At 61.6% G+C, this 16,822-nt stretch carries 12 protein-coding genes; all 12 read right to left on the bottom strand.

Annotated elements, in window-relative coordinates; translation table 11 throughout:
* A complete protein-coding gene (rny, locus tag COLINT_RS01975; RefSeq protein ID WP_370739231.1) occupies positions 1 to 1,560 on the bottom strand; it encodes a ribonuclease Y in 1,560 nt (519 codons plus the stop codon).
* 204 nt (positions 1,561 to 1,764) lie between these two features.
* Positions 1,765 to 2,436: a regulatory protein RecX gene (locus COLINT_RS01970; protein WP_006722650.1), complete on the bottom strand. Its 672-nt coding sequence runs from the start codon at positions 2,434 to 2,436 to the stop codon at positions 1,765 to 1,767.
* Between the two features lie 14 nt (positions 2,437 to 2,450).
* On the bottom strand, positions 2,451 to 3,551 hold the full coding sequence (gene recA, locus COLINT_RS01965; protein ID WP_006722649.1) for a recombinase RecA: 1,101 nt from the start codon (positions 3,549 to 3,551) through the stop codon (positions 2,451 to 2,453).
* Between the two features lie 146 nt (positions 3,552 to 3,697).
* Positions 3,698 to 4,276: a CinA family protein gene (locus COLINT_RS01960; RefSeq protein WP_006722647.1), complete on the bottom strand. Its 579-nt coding sequence runs from the start codon at positions 4,274 to 4,276 to the stop codon at positions 3,698 to 3,700.
* A gap of 83 nt (positions 4,277 to 4,359) precedes the next feature.
* Entirely contained in the window at positions 4,360 to 5,010 is a 651-nt protein-coding gene (gene pgsA, locus COLINT_RS01955; RefSeq protein ID WP_006722646.1) for a CDP-diacylglycerol--glycerol-3-phosphate 3-phosphatidyltransferase, read from the bottom strand.
* A 5-nt stretch (positions 5,011 to 5,015) separates the two neighbouring features.
* Positions 5,016 to 6,353 (bottom strand): 30S ribosomal protein S12 methylthiotransferase RimO, encoded by a 1,338-nt coding sequence (gene rimO / locus COLINT_RS01950; protein ID WP_006722645.1) that lies wholly within the window; start codon positions 6,351 to 6,353, stop codon positions 5,016 to 5,018.
* A 9-nt stretch (positions 6,354 to 6,362) separates the two neighbouring features.
* Positions 6,363 to 6,860: a YajQ family cyclic di-GMP-binding protein gene (locus COLINT_RS01945; RefSeq protein ID WP_006722644.1), complete on the bottom strand. Its 498-nt coding sequence runs from the start codon at positions 6,858 to 6,860 to the stop codon at positions 6,363 to 6,365.
* 39 nt (positions 6,861 to 6,899) lie between these two features.
* Positions 6,900 to 8,297, bottom strand: a complete 1,398-nt coding sequence (locus tag COLINT_RS01940; protein ID WP_006722643.1) for a helix-turn-helix domain-containing protein — start codon at positions 8,295 to 8,297, stop codon at positions 6,900 to 6,902.
* The gene (locus COLINT_RS01935) at positions 8,298 to 10,871 is read right to left on the bottom strand and encodes an FtsK/SpoIIIE family DNA translocase (protein WP_006722642.1); all 2,574 of its coding nucleotides are present in this window, start codon (positions 10,869 to 10,871) and stop codon (positions 8,298 to 8,300) included.
* A gap of 142 nt (positions 10,872 to 11,013) precedes the next feature.
* A complete protein-coding gene (locus tag COLINT_RS01930) occupies positions 11,014 to 12,693 on the bottom strand; it encodes a ribonuclease J (RefSeq protein WP_006722641.1) in 1,680 nt (559 codons plus the stop codon).
* A gap of 210 nt (positions 12,694 to 12,903) precedes the next feature.
* Positions 12,904 to 15,627 (bottom strand): pyruvate, phosphate dikinase, encoded by a 2,724-nt coding sequence (ppdK, locus tag COLINT_RS01925; RefSeq protein WP_006722639.1) that lies wholly within the window; start codon positions 15,625 to 15,627, stop codon positions 12,904 to 12,906.
* A gap of 202 nt (positions 15,628 to 15,829) precedes the next feature.
* Positions 15,830 to 16,702: a pyruvate, water dikinase regulatory protein gene (locus tag COLINT_RS01920; RefSeq protein WP_006722638.1), complete on the bottom strand. Its 873-nt coding sequence runs from the start codon at positions 16,700 to 16,702 to the stop codon at positions 15,830 to 15,832.
* Positions 16,703 to 16,822: the final 120 nt, after the last annotated feature.

The following is a 16,822-nucleotide window of genomic DNA, read 5'->3' as shown; positions in this document are numbered from 1 at the left end:
CTACTTTGCAATATCGACGGCGCGGCTCTCGCGAATGACCACGACGCGAACCTGGCCGGGATACTCCATCTCTTCCTCGATCTGCTGGGCGATATCGTGCGCCAGGACCGTGGATTCGGCGTCGGAGACCTTGTCGGGCTGAACCATGACGTGGACCTCACGACCGGCCTGCATGGCGTAGGTGCGCTCCACGCCCTCGTGGGAGTTCGCGATCTCCTCGAGCTTCTCGAGACGCTTGATGTAGTTCTCAGCGGACTCGCGGCGAGCGCCGGGACGGGAGGCAGAAATGGCATCGCCAGCCTGGACGAGCACGTCCAGGACGGTGTTGGGATCGGTATCGCCGTGATGCGCCTCAATCGCGTGAACGATTGCGGGCTTCTCGCCATAACGACGGGCAAGTTCGGCGCCGATGACGGCATGCGGACCCTCGACCTCATGATCGATGGCCTTGCCAAGGTCGTGCAGAAGGCCGGCGCGCTTCGCGGTCACGACATCGATACCGAGCTCAGCGGCCATGATGGCACAAAGGTCGGCCACCTCGAGGGAGTGACGGAGAACGTTCTGGCCAAAGGAGGTGCGATAGCGAAGGGCACCGAGGGTCTTGACGATCTCGGGGTGCAGGTCGTGGATGCCCATATCGAATGCCGCCTGCTCGCCAGCCTCGCGGACGCGCTGCTGCACAAGGTCGGAGGCCTTCTGGTACATCTCCTCAATGCGGGCTGGGTGAATGCGGCCATCGGCGATCAGGTTCTCAAGGGCGACGCGAGCGGTCTCGCGACGAACCGGATCAAAGCTGGAGAGGACGACGGTCTCAGGGGTGTCGTCAATGACGAGATTGACGCCGGAAACCTGCTCGAACGTGCGGATGTTGCGGCCTTCGCGTCCGATGATGCGGCCCTTGAGGTCGTCAGAGGGAATGTGAACGGACGTGACGGTGACCTCGGCGGTGTGATCGGAAGCGCAACGCTGGATGGCGAGGGAGATGATCTCCTGAGCGGTCTTATGGCACTCGGCCTTGACCTTCTGCTCGGACTCGCGAATGATCGTGGCGGCTTCGTGGGTCACCTCGCCGCGAACCTTGTCGAGAAGCTCTGCGTGGGCGTCCTCGCGGGTAAGCTCAGAGATGCGCTCGAGCTCGTCCGTCTGACGGGCATAAAGCTCCTCAAGCTCACGAGAGCGCTTGTCGATTTGACCCTGCTGGCTGGAAAGCTGGTGCTCACGCTTATCAAGGGCCTCATTGCGGCGATCAAGGGACTCCTCACGCTGCATCACACGGTTCTCGAGGGCGCGGATCTCCTTCTTACGCTGAGCCTCCTCTGCCTCGGCGGCCTGCTTATTCTGGATGATCTCCTCCTTGGCCTCGAGGAGGGCCTCCTTCTTAAGTGTCTCGGCAGCACGCTTGGCATCGGCCATCACCTGCTCGGCTTCAGAATGGGCGGCGGTAACCTTCGATTCGGCCTCGCGAATGCTTCCGGACTTGGCGTTGCGCATGGCCAAGACGGCGGCAAAAGCGCCGATTGCCAGGCACACGATGCCGACGAGAACAAGCTCCATTGGCATGATGGACTCCTTTTAGTGGTTAAAGATGCAAGAAAACTGCACCCACCGATAAGGAAGGCGCAGGACATTTGCCGGGTATGGTCCACCGAAGGGCCTATGAAATCGTTCCGATAGAAAATATCGTCAATCTCATCTGCGAGGATGAGCGCATAACAAACAAATGACAAATCCATCCTACGAGGTGGCAGGGGATTTGTCAAAGTTTCATAAGGTATCGGACGATAAACGGCGTCGAGCGGCCTCGGCCGACACGGAATATGAAAACCCCTTTGCCATGAGGTGTCGAATGAGCTTCTCCTGGGGCCTCACTGACGGAATCGACTTGCGAGACAGCAGCTCGATCGCGCGATCGAGCTCGTCATCGTCAGAGAAGAAGTCCTCAGGGTAGCCAGGCAGGTCGTTGGCATCGACGCCTTTGCGCCTTAATTCGATTTCGATTTTCCGCCGTCCCCAACCGCGCCGAATGCGTTCGGAGATGAAATAGGTCGCAAACCTACTGTCATCAAGGAACCTGACATCGATTGCCTTGGATAGGGCCGCATCGATTTCGATCTCACGATATCCGTAATTGAGTAGTCGTTCCCGCGCCTCGAGGACGGCATAGTCGCGCCTCGATAACATCTCAGTCAGCTGAGCAAAACAAATCTTGCCCTCAAGTGCATGGATGGCATCGAACGCCTCCCCTTCGGGAAGCGGCAGAGCTATGGCATCGGTCATGAGCGAGCGTCCCACGCGAACGGGGACGACGATTTCCCTTGATCGGCCGTTATCCATGATGCAGGAGACTTCTGCCATGGGCTTTTTTGAGGTGGAAAAGCTCGAGGCACTCCTTCGATCGGGAAGGCGCACCTCGAGCTCAGTCATGAGCAACGTCATAGCACGCGTGCTTGCTAGGCCTCGGACGAACTATCGAATTCGACATCATCGACGATGGTACCCACGGGTTCATCTTCGAACTCAAGGCCGCATGCGACACGGACCTTGTGCTCGAGCTCGGCCAAGAGCTCAGGGGTCTTGCGCAGCTTCTCCTTTGCGGCCTCGCGACCCTGACCGAGTCGTTCGCCGTCATACGTGAACCAGGCACCGGCCTTGGTGACGAAATTGAACTGGACGGCCATGTCGAGCACCGAGCCTTCCTTGGAGATGCCCGTACCGTACATGATGTCGAATTCCGCAGTCCTGAACGGAGCGGCAACCTTGTTCTTCACAACCTTGGCGCGCACGCGGTTGCCCACGATCTCATCCTTGACCTTGATGCTCTCGATTCGACGGATGTCGATGCGGACGGAAGAGAAAAACTTGAGAGCGCGACCACCAGTCGTCGTCTCGGGGTTGCCGAACATTACGCCGATCTTCTCGCGAAGCTGGTTGATGAAGATACAGGTCGTGTTTGATTTTGCGAGGGAGCCGGCAAGCTTGCGCAGGGCCTGGCTCATCAGGCGGGCCTGGAGACCCACCGTCGTTTCGCCGATCTCGCCCTCGATTTCGGCACGAGGCACCAGGGCGGCGACGGAGTCGATGACGACGACGTCGATGGCTCCGGAGCGAACGAGCATGTCACAGATCTCAAGCGCCTGCTCACCGGTATCGGGCTGTGAGATGAGCACCTCGTCGATATCGACACCGATGCGAGCAGCATACGTGGGATCCAGGGCGTGCTCGGCGTCGATGAACGCTGCGACGCCACCCATGGCCTGTGCCTCCGCGACGATTTCCAGCGAAAGCGTGGTCTTGCCGGAAGACTCGGGACCGTAGATCTCGATGATGCGGCCGCGCGGGACACCGCCGATGCCCAATGCGGCATCCAGGGCGATGGCTCCAGTTGGAATAGCCTCTACCTCGAGTTCGGGACCGCCATCTCCGTAGCGCATGATCGCGCCGTCACCGAATTTCTTGATGATATCGGCCTTGGTGACTTCAATCATCTTCTCGCGCTCTTCGCCCGTGGTGCGCTCGTGAATGATGCGCGCAGGGCCGGAATTCTTGGCCATTGCTCCTCCTTGATTTTGACAAGTCGATAGTATCCGAACGGGTGTTCGTGGTCAAGCGACCTGTGAGAAATGCTACTCCGTGTTATTCCTCATTTATCGGAAAGCATGTAACCGGAATCTGAACGCAGATCGTAAGGCATCTGATTTCACGAGGAAGCGTGGGTTTCGCAGGTGGAGGAACGGGGAGCCTCGCGCGATAACGGCACGGAAACCCCATCATCGACGACGGCAGCGGCGAGGAGCTTAAGCGCGCCAAGCGCGGCTTGCAGCCGAACGGACATGCGGTCACCTTCGAACAGATGGCGTTCATACCGAGTGCCTCGCTGGGTCGCCACTCCAATATAGACGGTTCCGACCGGATCGGCGGAACTACCTCCGCCAGGGCCCGCATACCCAGTGATGCTCACCGCAACGTCAGAGCCAAATAGCTTACGGCTGCCGTCCGCCATGGCACACGCGGTCTCCCCGCTCACAGCCGTATGATTCTCAAGTGTTTTTGCGGGCACGTCGAGCACGTGATTCTTGATATCGTCGCAATACGTGACGGCGCCGCCGAGCAGGATGGCGCTGGCCCCCGGCACCCCGGCGATGTAAGACGAGACCATGCCAGCAGTGCAGGACTCGGCGGTGCTTACGCGCATATCACGCTCGGTCGCCAGGCGCACGAGCCCCTCAGCGGCGCGTACACAGGCGGCGTTCAGGGTCGTCTCATTAATATCAATCATGCTGGAAACCCCAATTAAAACCAAGCGACCCTCGCAAACGCGCAGGGAACCAGCGAGCTTGCGGGGGTCGATGAGAAAGAACGCTACACGCGGAAAATGACGTGACGGGCGTTCCAGAAGTACTGTGCGCCCGAGACGACCGTGAGCACGACCGCGGCGACCATCGTCGCCCATGCGACCGTGAGCACGATGGAGGTGGCCTGAACCATGCCGGGAAGCGCGAGGAACTCGAGCGCGATACCGAGCAGGTACGCGCATAGCGATACCATGGTGACCGCGGTCTTGGCCTTTCCGAGATTATCGGCTGCGATGACCTCGCCGTTAGCGCTCGCCACCATACGAAGGGCGCTTACGAGGAACTCGCGAAGCAAAATGATGAACACGAACCAGACGTTGACCAAACCGTGCTCGAGCAAGATAAGAAGCGCCGAGAAGACAAGCAGCTTGTCGGCGATCGGGTCGAGGAACTTACCGAAGTCAGTCACCTCACCGCGCTTGCGGGCAAGATCGCCGTCGATCTTGTCGGTGGCGCTGAGCACGAAGTACAGAACGAAGGCGGCGACTGCCCAGGCGCCTGCGGTGATGCCGAAGTGGTTGCCGCCGGCGGCAAAACCGCTGAACGCGAACTCACTCGCAACCATGAACAGCGGGATGAACAGAATGCGAACGCACGTGACGATGTTGGCGGGCGTCCAAATGCTCGTGATCTCCTCGCCCTTGGCGTTGACGGCCATGCCTACTACTCCTCTACGACCTCGCCGACGAGCTCATAGCAGAAGCTGTCGGTAAATTTGACCTGCAAAATGTCGCCCACGGCGGCGTCGGTCACCTCGAGGTGAACGGCACCATCGGAATCGGGGGCCTGGAACCAAGCGTGACCGATAAGCTCGGGGCCCTCGTCGGTCTCCTCGATACCGTCGACGATGACCTCGGCCACCTCGCCGACATGGGCGGCTGTGGCGGCAAAGCCGAGGGCCTCGGCCAAGTCCATGGCGGCCTGAGTGCGCTCGAGCTTCACGTCCTCGTCAACCTGACCGTCCATCTTCGCGGCGAACGTCCCCTCCTCCTGAGAATACGGGAACACGCTCGTGTAATCGAAACCCTCGCGATCCATGAACGCGAGCATCTCGGCCGCTTCGTCATCGGTCTCACCGGGGAAGCCGACGAGACTGGTGGTGCGGATAACCATCGCGGGGATCTCGGCGCGAAGCTTTGCGAAGAGGTCGGAAAGCTGCTCGGCGGAGCCGGAACGATGCATTGCCTTCAGGACGCGCGCGTTGCAGTGCTGCACGGGGATGTCGATATAGGGCAGGACCTCGGGCGTGTCGCGGATGGCGGCGATGAGCTCGTCGGTCATGCCTTCGGGCTGCAGGTAGAGGACGCGAATCCAGACATGCTCGGGACGGACCGCCTCGGCGACGGCGATCATGAGCTGCGCCAAGTTGGTGGGACCGTCGACCTCGTCCTTGAAATCAGTGCCCCAGATGCCCGTGTCCTGACCGATGAGAACGATCTCGCGAACACCGCCGGCGACCAAATCGCGAACTTCGGAGAGGATGCTCTCGGCGGAGCGGGAATGATAGCGACCGCGGATGTAGGGAATCGCGCAGAAGCTGCAGTAGCGGTCGCAGCCATCGGAAATCTTGACATAGGCGACGGCGCTCTCAACCGTGCGCTTGACACTCGGAATAAACGGAGGGTCGACGCGCTCGATGCCAAGCACTTCGTCCATGACGGAGACGATGCCGTCCTCCTCGTCGGTGCGAACGAATGCGGCGACTTCGGGGAGCTCATCCGGGAGCTCGGAACCGTATCGAGAGGGCACGCAGCCGCACATGACGATGCGAGTCCCGCGAACGCCCTCGGAGATCTCCTCGGCGAGCGTAAGCGTGGTCTCGATGCTCTCGGACGTCGCGGAGGCGAGGAACGAACACGTGTTGATAATCACCGCATCGGCGTCCTCGGCTGAAAAGACCTCGTCGTAGCCAGCCCCGTTGAGAAGGGCGCGCATGCGGTCGGTATCGACTTCGTTTTTAGCGCAGCCGAGCGTGATGTAGAGAATGGATCCGTGAGCCATGGGCGCTCCTTAACGGTAGTTCGTGAACTGGAGGGGCTGGCCGTAATCCTGATCGCGCAGGAAAGCGATGACCTGCTGCAGGGCGTCCTTAGATGCGCTGGTGACGCGCAGCTTGTCAGCCTCGATGGTCACCTTGACCTTGAGCTTCTGATCCTTGATGTCCTTGTTGATCTTCTTGGCGGTCGCCTGGTCGATACCTTCAACGATATGGCCGAGCACGCGAACGGTGCCGCCGCTCGCGGCCTGCGGATCGTCCCACTTGACGGTCTTGATGTCGACACCGCGCTTGATGAGCTTGGACGAAAGGACGTCGATGATCTGGCGGGAGACGAAATCGGCCGGAGCGTTGATGGTGAAGAGCTTGTCCGCCTTGGACAGCTCGATCGAGGCACCGGAGTCCTTCAGGTCATAGCGCTGGGAAAGCTCACGGGCCGTCTGCTGATAGGCGTTGTCGACCTCCTGCATGCTGACTTCGGACACAACGTCGAAGCTCGAGTCTTTTGCCATAGTAGGCTCCTTTCAATTCGGTCCACGCGGACCGGTCGATTACTGTTCGGTCGTTGGCTCGTCGGTCTTCTCGGCGGCGGCAAGAACGTCTTCTGGGATGGTGACACCCGCTTCCTTCGCCTCGTCGATGGTCATATCGGGCGTGCCGTCGCCATCGCTGTCGACGACCTTCTCGGGCTCCTCCTTCTTGGGCGCGAGAATCGAGACCTTGCCAACGCCCGAGACCTTCGTATCGTAGCGGACCTTGTCGCCGTTTTTATAGATGGCGACGGCGCTCGGCGTGTTGGTGGTGATATCGATTTGGGTCTCGACCTTGAATTCCTCCTCAAAGGGACCGACGACTTGCTTGCCCAAGACGATCTTGCCATCGAGCTTGACCTCGATCCAGGCAACTGCGCCCTTCTCCTTGAGCTTAACCTTGACGATGGTCTCCTTGGGCTCTTCGTCCTTGGAGGACTTGTCGGCCTTGTCTTTGGATGAGGACGGCTCGTCCGCATCGTCACCCTCGTCCGTGGACGAATCGCCTCCCTCGTCGACATCGGTTGAATCCTCTGAGGTGTCCTTGGAATCCGCCTTCTGGGCAGAGGGCGTCGAAGATGCGCTGCCGGCTGCTTCGGGCTTGGGTGCGCAACCGCGCAGCAGCACCATGACCAACGCGATGAGGATCAAGATGCCGAGAGCCATAATGGCCAGGAATTTCATATCGGGGCCCTGTTGGGGCGGACGAGATCCACCGCGAGGAGCCTGTCCCCGTCCGGCGCCCCCAAGCGGAGGCTGCCCGCCGGGCGCGCGACGAACGGGCCGCTGATCGGGATAGGTGCCACGCGGTCCGCGAGGGTCGCGATAGGAACGCCCGTCCTGTGAACGAGAAGCGTGGGCGCGAGGATCGCGTTGGTCCGAGGCCGGGTAGCCGTCGGAACGACGGGTGCGCGAACGCAACGTGGAATCGTACCCGCCCTGCGAGGGACGGCGGCGGGAGTCGGCGGTGCTGACCGGTCGAAGTCGCGAAGCTGAAACGGGCTCATGCGCGGATGAGAATTCGGACACGTATCCGGCCTGAGGCGGGCGCTGGCCATAACGTGATGCGGGAACGGAATTGACCATCATGTATCGACCCGCCGCATTGGAGCTGCGGGGGTTGGCATCGGCGGCGGCATCCTGGAAACGGCCGGCACGGCCACCGGAACCGTTGCGCTCGTACTCGTGCAGGGCGTCGAAATAGGCATCGACCACCTCGCGCGGATTCAGGCCGAGGAATCGCGCGTAGCTGGCGATGATTCCCTGGGAATACCCGCGCGGGGGCATGGCAGCGAAGTTCTCGGTCTCGAAGTACTCGATGATCTGCGGCCGGATTTTGATGACGTTGGCGACCTGCTGAATCGAGGCGCCCATCTGACGACGGCGCTCGAGCAGCATCTCACCGAAATGACGGGTCATCTACATCCCTCCAAAAATCTCTTCCTCAGACAGAGGCTCCTCCACGGCGCGCAACGCCGCAAGCCCCTCCTCATCGTAGAGCACCTCGCGCGGCTTAGAGCCATCCGGCGGACCGACGATGCCCTTTTCCTCGAGCATGTCCATGATGCGACCGGCGCGCGCATAGCCGACCTTAAGGCGGCGTTGCAGTCCGGAGGTGGAGCCGAGCTGCGACTCGACCACGATCTTCGCCGCATCCCACAATAGCGGGTCCTCCTCGGTGGGAGCCTCGTTGTAGAAGCCGCCCCCTCCCCCGCCGGACATGGTTGCAGGCGCCACGGCAGACAGAATCTCCTCGTGATAATCGGGCGCACCCTGCTCCTTGACGAAATCGACGACACCGTTGATCTCGTCATCGGATACGAAGCATCCCTGGATGCGCTTGGGCTTGCCCCAGTCGACCTTGGAGAACAGCATGTCTCCGTAGCCGGTGAGCTTCTCGGCGCCCATCTGGTCGATGATGACGCGGCTGTCGATGCCGGTGGCGACGTTGAAGGCGATACGATTGGTGATGTTCGCCTTGATGAGGCCGGTCACGACGTTGGAGCTCGGGCGCTGCGTGGCCACGATGAGGTGGATACCCGCCGCACGGCCGAGCTGCGCGATGCGAACGATGCTCGCCTCGACATCCTTCCCGGCGACCATCATAAGGTCGGAGAGCTCATCGATGATGATGACGAGGTAGGGCATCTTGGCGGGCGGATTGTCGTAATGGTCGAACTCGCCGGCAGCCTGCTTTTCGTTGAAGGTCGAGATCTTGCGGACGCCGATGCGCTCGAAGACCTTGAGGCGGCGCTCCATCTCGGACACCGCCCACTGCAGGGCGCTCGCAGCCTGCTTGGGCTCGGTGACAACCGGGACGTACAGGTGCGGCAGGCCGTTATAGCCGGAAAGCTCGACGCGCTTGGGGTCGACCATGATGAGGCGAACGTCCTCGGGGAGGCTCCTCATGAGCAGCGCCATGATGATGGAGTTGATCATGACGGACTTACCGGAGCCGGTGGTGCCGGCGATGAGAAGATGGGGCATCTTCGCGAGGTCGGCAACGATGGGCTGGCCCTCCGCGTCGCGGCCGATGGCAAGCTCGAGCGGTCCGCCCTGAACATAGGGCAAAACATCGCCGAGGTTGACGTTTTGGCGCTTGGCGTTGGGAATCTCGATGCCCACGAGCGAGGTGCCGGGAATCGGCGCGAAAATGCGGACCGACTGCGCGGCCAGAGACAACGCGATGTCATCCTCGAGATTGGAGATACGGCTGACGCGCTCGCCCTCACCCGGCTGGACCTTGAACGTGGTCACGGTGGGACCGGAGATCCATCCGACAACGCGGGAGTGCAGCCCAAACTCGTTCAACGTGGATTGCAGTGAGTTTGCGGTTTGCTCGAGCTCCTTGTCCGAGGAAGCGGCGACGGCGGAATGCGGATTGTGACGGAGCATGCTGAGCGGAGGCAGCTGCAGCTGACCGTCCTCGGGCTCTACCGAATCGGCCGCGGCAGGGGCGCTCGACTTTGAAGGACGCACCTCCTTGGCCGCGCCGTCGGAGCTGGAAGCGGGAGCACGGCTCTTAAGGAAGGACGGGATCTCGCGCGGGCCGTCGGCGGTCTTTACGACGGAGCGTGTCGCACCATCCACATCAAAGGGAGGGATCTCCTCGTCATCAACGGGGGATTCGGCCGTAGCGGAAGGCGCCTCTCCCCCATCGGCTTTGACCGGCGTATCGACCTGGTCAATACGGTCAGGCACGGGAATGAGCGTGGTCTCAGCACGTTCAGCCGCGAGCTGGCTGCTCAAATCGACGAAGGGGTCCTCATCGCGATCCGGCTCATCTTCGATTGCGGAGGCAGACGCCCGGGAAGCGGAATCCAGCACCGTGGTCTCACGATTACCCAGAAAGGTCGTCTCGGCGGCACCGGCATCGTCGAACAGGTTGCCCTGAACGGCGGCCCCGCCGAACGCCGCGCGCCCCTGTGCGGGCTGAAGCGCGCCCTCATCGCCCCAGGGGGCATCGTTCACGTTGACGCGTCGACGCTCCGCGAGCACGCGGGCGCGATCGGCGGCCGCACGCATGAAGGAGCTGACCGAAAAACCGATCACAACGAACCCGACGATGATGAGGCCGATGAGCACCACGAGAGAGATGGTTTTGCCGAGGGCCTGCTGAAGGGCGCTCGCGATGAACGCGCCGACATATCCACCGGAGGTGGAGAGGGCCTCGGGCTCGAACATGGCTGAGGTGGCAAATTCGGTGCCCGGAACCATGAGCGACAGGATGGCCAGCACGCCCAGCAGGATGAGAGAGCCGCCTAAAAGCGTGCGGGCGTTCAAGGGCGCACGGTCGCGCAAGAAGAGGCCGGCGGCGAATATGAGCAGGGCGAACGGCAGCACATAGGCACCCAGGCCGAAGCCCAGGTGGTAAAAACCGGCGATGGCGTTTGAGACGGGCGCGCTCGTAGGCGAGACCACAGCGATGAACGAGACCACGGCGACCACGGCGATCGCAATACCGGCGATGTCGCGGCCAGCGGTATCGTCCATAAGCGAATCGAAGGCGTGCTCGGAAACGGGAGCGCGGCCCTCGTTGGCCCGCAGACCGCGCGGGGCGGCCGAGGAGGCCGCCCCTTGCTTGTTCTTACGTGCCGGAGATTTCTTTGCAGATGAATTGGCTGAGCGGGCCAACCTACACCTCCATGACGACCGGGATGATCATCGGTCGCGTGCGGTTGTTGTTCCAAATGTAATTCGAGAGGGCATCGCGCACTGCCTTGCGGATGGCGTCCGTACCGGAGCTCGAGAAGTTGAACTTGCCCTTCTCGATGGCGCGCTGGATAGCGGCAGAGGCATCGGCGGAGAACTGGTCGTCGATAGGGAACGAGACGCCACGACCGGAAAACTCGAGATCGCCGATCTTCTTACGCTTCATGTCGAGCATGGCAACGACCGTCACCATGCCGTCGCTCGCGAGCTTCTGACGGTCGCGCAGGACGATCGGGTCGGTATCGCCGATACGCAGGCCGTCGACGTATACGACGCCGGACTCGACGGAGCGGCCGCGCTTGACGATGCCGTCGCGCATCTCGAGAGAATCGCCGTTGTCGATCACGAAGATGTTCTTGGCGGGGACACCCATCTTCTGGCCGAGCGCAGCGTGCGCGCGCAGATGCACGGCCTCGCCGTGGACGGGCATGAAGTAGCTCGGCTTGGTGAGAGCGAGCATGAGCTTGAGCTCCTCCTGGCTGGCGTGGCCGGAGACGTGCACCAGGGCACGGCTCTTGTCGTACACGTCGCAGCCAAGCTTGGCCAGGCTGTTTACAACCTGCTGGACGGCCTTCTCATTACCCGGAACCGGGGTTGCGGAGATGATGACCGTATCGCCCTCGTGGATGGACAGCGTCTTGTGTTCGCCGTTGGCCATGCGGGAAAGAGCGGAGAGCGGCTCACCCTGCGAGCCGGTGCACATGACGACGAGCTTGTCCTCGGGGATGCCGTTGATCTCAAACGCATCGAGCAGGTCGTTCTCGTCGACCTTCAGGTAACCGAGCTCGCGTGCGACACGCGTGTTGGTGAGCATCGAGCGGCCGGTGACGACGATCTTGCGATTGCACTTCTTGGCCGCATCGCAGATCTGCTGCAAGCGGTGGATGTGGCTGGAGAAGGAAGCGACGAAGACGCGACCCTTGGCGTTCTTGATCGCATGGAGGATCGAAGGACCGACCTCCGCCTCGGACTTGGTGAAGCCCGGGACGGTGGCGTTGGTGGAGTCGGACATGAGCAGGTCGACGCCCTGCTTGCCGAACTTTGCGAGCGCACCGTAATCGGGGGTAACACCGTCGATCGGGGTCTGATCGAGCTTGAAGTCGCCCGTGTGCACAACAGTACCAGCCGGAGTCTTCAGGAACACGCCGAGCGCGCCGGGGATGGAGTGCGTCGTGGAGAAAAACTCGATGGAGAAGCAGCCGAGATTGACGTGGCTGCCACCCTTGACCTCGCGGAACTTAGGCGCACGGATGCGGAACTCGGAAAGCTTGCCCTCGATGAAGCCGAGGGTGAGCTTGCTGGAGAAAATCGGCACCTTATTGTTGAGGTCCTGCAAGAGATACGGCAGCGCACCCGTATGGTCCTCATGGCCATGGGTGATGATGATGCCGCGAAGCTTGTGCTCGTTCTCGAGAACATAGGTGTAATCCGGCAGGACGAGGTCGATGCCGGGCTGGTTGTCGTCGGGGAACATGAGGCCTGCGTCGACGAGCACCATGTCATCGCCGCACTCGAAGGCGGTCATGTTCTTGCCGATGCCGTCAAGGCCGCCCAGGGGGATGACCTTGAGCGTCACGTTAGATTTCTTGTTGTTGGTTGCCATAGACTGATGTGGCTCCTTTCGATTGCACGATAACGAAAACGACGGTCGATGCCGCCGCGCAATTCAAAGTCATATGCGTCGAGGTGGGTACACGCATACGGAAATTATTGTATCCATTCGATTGCATGTGAACGAAAGTACACCAAAAGTACGGTGGCCGCACGAATGCGGCCACCGCGAATAAAGGGGGTCGATTGTCGGTTCGCGCCGTTAGCGAGCGCAAGTGAGCTTGGCGCGTGCAGCCGCGAGTCGGGCGAGCGGGACGCGATACGGAGAGCAGCTCACATAGTCCACGCCTGCCGTGTTGAAGAAGTCGACGATGGACGTCGGGTCGCCGCCGTGCTCGCCGCAGACGCCGAAATGCATTTCGGGCGTGACGGCACGACCCTTGTCGACGGCCATCTTCACCAGCTGAAGGACGGCGGGATCGACGGTCTCGAAGGGATTTGCAGTCAGCACCTTCTCATGCAAATAGGCGGGAAGGAATTTGGCCTCGGCGTCGTCTCGCGAGAAGCCGAAGGTCGTCTGCGTGAGATCGTTCGTACCGAAGCAGAAGAAGTCGGCATGGGCCGCGATCTCGTCGGCGACCAGGCAGGCGCGCGGCAGCTCGATCATAGTTCCAATGGGAATGTCGAGTTTCACGCCGCACTCCGCCTCGACATCCATGATGACGCGCTCGGCAACTGCGCGGGTCTGGACATGCTCCTCGGTAATGGACACGAGCGGAATCATGATCTCGGGACGCGGATCGAAGCCCTCGAGCTTGAGGCGGGCGGCGGCGGACGCGACGGCGCGCACCTGCATCAACGGAAGGTCGGCATAGACGATGGAGAGACGCACGCCGCGAAGGCCAAGCATGGGGTTGGACTCCATCATCCCGTCAATGAGGCGCAGGCGCTTGCGAACATCGGAAACGTCCTGGCCCAGGGCCTCTTTACGCGCGATCTCAACGGCAAGCTCGCGAGGATCGTCGAGGAACTCATGAAGTGGCGGATCAATGAGTCGGATGACCATGGCGCGTCCGGTCATGGTGCGCAGCATGGTGACGAAATCTTCAGTTTGGACGGCGAGCAGGTCCTCGAGCGCCTTGGCGCGCACATCGGCATTGTCGGAGAGGATGAAGGACTGGATGATCTGCTTGCGATCGCCGAGGAACATATGCTCCGTGCGGCACAGGCCGATGGCCTCGGCGCCGAATTCAAGGGCAAGCTCGGCGTCCTCGGGGTTATCGGCGTTGACGCGCACGTGGTATCCGCGCCCGTCGGTCTCATCGAGGCGAACCCTGTCCGCCCAGCTGAGAACGGTGTCAAGGTCTCCGGTCAGCTCGGGCTTGACAAGCGGCACCGCACCGGCGACAACGATGCCCTGACCGCCGTCGATGGAGATGACGTCGCCTTCGTGCAGCACGATATCGGTTCCAAGGACGTGAACCTCTTTCGCGGCGGCATCGATGCGGAAGCTCTCGACACCGCATACGCATGGCGTGCCCATGCCGCGCGCGATAACGGCAGCGTGGCTCGTCTTTCCACCATGGCTCGTCAAGATGCCCTCAGCGGCGACCATGCCCTTGAGGTCATCGGGGTTCGTCTCCCAGCGCACAAGGATTGCGGGGCGCCCGGCCTCATGGACGGCAACGGCGTCGTCGGAGGAAAAGACAATCTCACCCACGGCGGCTCCGGGGCTCGCGTTGAGGCCGCGCGCAAGCACGTCAACAGCGGCGGAGGTGTCGAACTGAGGATGCAAGAGCTGGTCGAGCTGAGAGGGATCGATGCGCATAAGCGCCTCATCGCGGGAGATGAGCCCCTCCTCGACCATGTCGATCGCGATGCGCAACGCCGCTGCGGCCGTACGCTTGCCCGCACGCGTCTGCAGCATCCACAACTTGCCCTGCTCGATAGTGAACTCGATGTCACACATATCGCGATAATGGCCCTCAAGGATGCCAAAGACGCGGTCAAGCTCGGCCGCGGCCTCCTCCAGCCCGGGGACGTTCGCGAGACCGGAGATGGGCTCGGTGTTGCGGATGCCGGCGACGACATCCTCGCCCTGCGCGTTCACAAGGAAGTCGCCATAGGCTCCCCGAGCACCGCAGGCGGGGTCGCGCGTGAACGCGACGCCGGTCGCGGAGGTCTCCCCCTTGTTGCCGAATACCATGACCTGGACGTTGACGGCGGTGCCGAGATCGTCGGGGATGCGGTTGCGCTGACGGTAGATGCAAGCGCGCTCATTCATCCAGCTGCCGAACACGGCCTGGATGGCCAAACGAAGCTGAAGGCGGGGATCTGCGGGGAAGGTAACGGTCCCGTCCACGACGAGCTCGGGATACGCGGAGGCATCGACCTCTCGGGCGAAGATCGCCTTGAACTCATCGACAAGATCGCGGAGATCTTCATCGGAGAGCTCGGCATCGGTGCGGACCCCGGCGATCAGGCGCCGCTCGGCGATGGCGTTCTCGAACAGGTCGGCATCGATACCCAGAACTACGTTGGAGAACATCTGGATGAACCTGCGGTACGAATCCCATGCGAAATGAGGGTTGTCGGTTTGGGCGATGAGTCCCATCACGGATTCATCGTTGAGGCCAAGGTTCAACACGGTGTCCATCATACCCGGCATGGAGAACGGCGCTCCGGAGCGGACCGAGACGAGCAGCGGATCTTCGGCATCTCCCAAGCGCTTTTCCATACGGGACTCGAGGTCGCACGTCGCCGCCTCGATCTCGTCGAGGGCGCCCTCGGGCCAGCTGTTCCCCGCCTCGTCATACTCGACGCAGGTCTGGCACGTGATGGTGAAGCCCGGGGGCACGGGAAGGCCGATACGGCACATCTCGGCGAGGTTTGCGCCCTTGCCGCCGAGGATGTAGTTCATCGAGGCGTCGCCCTCGGTCACTTCGGGCGAGGCCACGCCGCCACCGAATTTGTACACGCGCTGCATCGTAGTCACACTGACCCCCTATCGACCCGAAGCCGGGCCGCATCGTTTGCCATACCGCGCTTCTGCGGGTTAAGGGAACTCTACGGGGGCGATTGGAAATACCTGTGAAGATGCGGGGATATGAGGCCGAGCGGCGCAATGCGCGCGGCAGACGGTTGCGCATGTGGTTACCTGATGAAGATACCACTGCAGCTAGAACATGCTAAATCGATTGCGCATCCAGGCGCTCTCGACGGCGCTCGCGACCGATGCGCACCTGCCTCATGCGCTCGAGAATCTCGGCGGCGGACTCCTCGATAGCCTTTCCATCCGTGCGGACGGTGATGCATCCAAGCTTTTTGATAAGTGCCCGGGCCTCATCCATCTCCGAACGGACGCGCTCGGGATCGGCGTAGTCGGAAGCGACGGCGCGACTCATATCGTCGCCGAGGCGGCGGTCGCGGATCGTCGAAACGACTTCGGTTGTGGAGATGAGCCCGAAGACCTTTCCAGGATCGACGGAAAATAGGGAAGCTGGCGGCTCCACGCCCGGAACGAGAGGGATGTTCGCAACGCGATATCCAAGATGGGCGAGGTACATGGACAGCGGCGTTTTGCCGGTGCGTGAGATGCCGATGAGAACGATGTCGGCGTCATCCAAGTCATCGGAGCCACGCCCATCGTCATGCTCGACAAAATACTCCATAGCCTCGATGCGCTTGAAATACTCCTCGTCCGTACGATGGATGGACCCTGCAATACCGCTCGGCGCGACTCCCGAACTCTCACTCAATGCCTGGACCGCCGGACCGAGAACGTCGACGCCGTTGACGCCCATTGCCCGAAGCCGCTCACCTACCTCGGCGCGCAGGGCACCGTCGGCGATGGTGTACAGAACGCTGAGCGCCCTCCCCTCGCCCAAGAGTTGCCGGACAGCTCCCTCGACTACGTCTGCGTCGTTGACCTTCGTCAGGCGCTCGACGGCGATCTCGACTCCGTCGAATTGACCGCATGCAGCGCGGGCGACTTCATAACCCGTCGCACCCAGCGAATCAGAAACGACGAGGACGACTTGGCGTGCAAAACGCTTGGTCATGGAGCCACCCTTCAGACGGGCCTACACATCAAGGCGACTATAACGTACAGCCCCTACGTCGCACGCCGAGAAGACCATCCATCTGGATGAACGGCAACCGCGAACAACTCGCATGGCTGA

The organism is Collinsella intestinalis DSM 13280 (genome assembly GCF_000156175.1).
Classification (GTDB): Bacteria; Actinomycetota; Coriobacteriia; order Coriobacteriales; family Coriobacteriaceae; genus Collinsella; species Collinsella intestinalis.
This window is presented reverse-complemented; position numbering and strand designations above follow the sequence as displayed.

Bases quoted from the DNA above. Each gene is read 5' to 3' on its own strand.
- recA (WP_006722649.1), bottom strand. From the start codon at position 3,551: ATGGCCAAGAATTCCGGCCCTGCGCGCATCATTCACGAGCGCACCACG.
- COLINT_RS01960 (WP_006722647.1), bottom strand. From the start codon at position 4,276: ATGATTGATATTAATGAGACGACCCTGAACGCCGCCTGTGTACGCGCC.
- ppdK (WP_006722639.1), bottom strand. From the start codon at position 15,627: ATGCAGCGCGTGTACAAATTCGGTGGCGGCGTGGCCTCGCCCGAAGTG.
- COLINT_RS01970 (WP_006722650.1), bottom strand. From the start codon at position 2,436: ATGACGTTGCTCATGACTGAGCTCGAGGTGCGCCTTCCCGATCGAAGG.
- rimO (WP_006722645.1), bottom strand. From the start codon at position 6,353: ATGGCTCACGGATCCATTCTCTACATCACGCTCGGCTGCGCTAAAAAC.
- COLINT_RS01930 (WP_006722641.1), bottom strand. From the start codon at position 12,693: ATGGCAACCAACAACAAGAAATCTAACGTGACGCTCAAGGTCATCCCC.
- COLINT_RS01940 (WP_006722643.1), bottom strand. From the start codon at position 8,297: ATGACCCGTCATTTCGGTGAGATGCTGCTCGAGCGCCGTCGTCAGATG.
- COLINT_RS01935 (WP_006722642.1), bottom strand. From the start codon at position 10,871: ATGGACGATACCGCTGGCCGCGACATCGCCGGTATTGCGATCGCCGTG.
- rny (WP_370739231.1), bottom strand. From the start codon at position 1,560: ATGCCAATGGAGCTTGTTCTCGTCGGCATCGTGTGCCTGGCAATCGGC.
- pgsA (WP_006722646.1), bottom strand. From the start codon at position 5,010: ATGGCCGTCAACGCCAAGGGCGAGGAGATCACGAGCATTTGGACGCCC.
- COLINT_RS01945 (WP_006722644.1), bottom strand. From the start codon at position 6,860: ATGGCAAAAGACTCGAGCTTCGACGTTGTGTCCGAAGTCAGCATGCAG.
- COLINT_RS01920 (WP_006722638.1), bottom strand. From the start codon at position 16,702: ATGACCAAGCGTTTTGCACGCCAAGTCGTCCTCGTCGTTTCTGATTCG.